General features: G+C 42.6%; 1 protein-coding gene and 1 pseudogene. Both read left to right on the top strand.

Going from position 1 to position 1,325, the window contains the following annotated elements; translation table 11 throughout:
• Positions 1–345: pseudogene (locus A3762_RS28040) on the top strand (6-pyruvoyl tetrahydropterin reductase); the annotation flags it as partial.
• A gap of 94 nt (positions 346–439) precedes the next feature.
• Positions 440–1,325, top strand: an 886-nt coding sequence (locus A3762_RS24555) for a phospholipase A (protein ID WP_068758080.1), incomplete at its 3' end; no start/stop codon positions are given.

Genomic DNA, 1,325 nt, shown 5'->3' with positions numbered 1-1,325 from the left:
CATCGTTCTAAAATTGAGATATTTGAGAATCACAAACGCAGTTCTGAATTAGAAGATTACTGGAGTGCGTGCTTCCGAAACATTTATATCGGCACAAAAGAGGACGTAAAGAAAGTTCTCGATATCAATGGCAAAGAACACACGAGTTTCTGTTACACCGCGCAACAGGGTCGCTTCAAACTAACCCTACCATCTAAACGTGTTCATATCATCGACACCGATAGTACCGTTGAACTAATCGCTGCGTACATTGCAGACCAGTGCCTCGCGAAACATCCAAACAACCACTATCTCGTGAAAGCATACGAGGGTGTAGGCAAAGGCGCGATAGCTGAAAGAAAGTAAGCAAAATTTAAACTTTTTAGCCCCTAATTCAATGGGCTGTTTTTAATTGTTGTGCTTTACTAAGTCGCAATAACTAACAACTATCGCTTACACCATGACTTTAATCGCCAGAATATCTGTCTTACTGCCTTTTTTATTAGCTTCTTCCCTGCTTTCGTTTAATAGCTTTGCCGAAGAAACTATTAGCGAAGATGAACAGCCCGAATACACTAAACATAGAGATGTTCCAGAACGATTTATACAGCAACAACAAACTGACAAACTCTCCTTTGTCATTACCCCGCATAGGCGAAACTATATTCTGCCAATAAGCCATCAAGAATCCCCAAACAACGAACCCTGGATAGCAGCTGGTACTTATCGAGATGAACAACCATTTCAACACAATGAAATAAAACTACAAATCAGTTTCAAAGTGCCCTTACTTGAAGATCGCTTATTTAATGACGGCGATGGTATTTATTTTGGTTTCACTTCGAAGTCATTTTGGCAAGCATATAACAGTAATATCTCTGCACCCTTCCGTGAAACAAACTATCGACCAGAAATCTTCTATCAAACGCCGTTTTATATAGATGACATCGACGGAGCATTCTTTTTTAGAACAGGCATTGAGCATGAAAGTAATGGGCGAAGCCAGTTACTGAGCAGAAGTTGGAATCGCGCTTTTGTCGGTCTTGGTTATGCTACGAATGGCTGGGCTTTGTATCTTCAACCATGGTATCGATTACCTGAAGACGCGAAAGAGGATGATGGAGATCCATCAACGCCGCCACCCGCCAAAGGCGACGATAACCCCGATATCGAGGACTACTACGGCCACTTTGAACTCACTGCAGTATACAAGCGCGATAACTATCAAGTAGCTAGTATTATTCGCGCCAACACCAGCACCCACAAAGGCGCCGTCGAACTCAATTATAGCTTCCCACTGCATGGTCGATTACGTGGTCTAGTACAGTATTTTGACGGCTACGGCG

The organism is Oleiphilus sp. HI0125, from assembly GCF_001635355.1.
The sequence above is the reverse complement of the archived record's forward strand: the minus strand, read 5'-3'. Positions and strand labels throughout refer to the sequence as shown.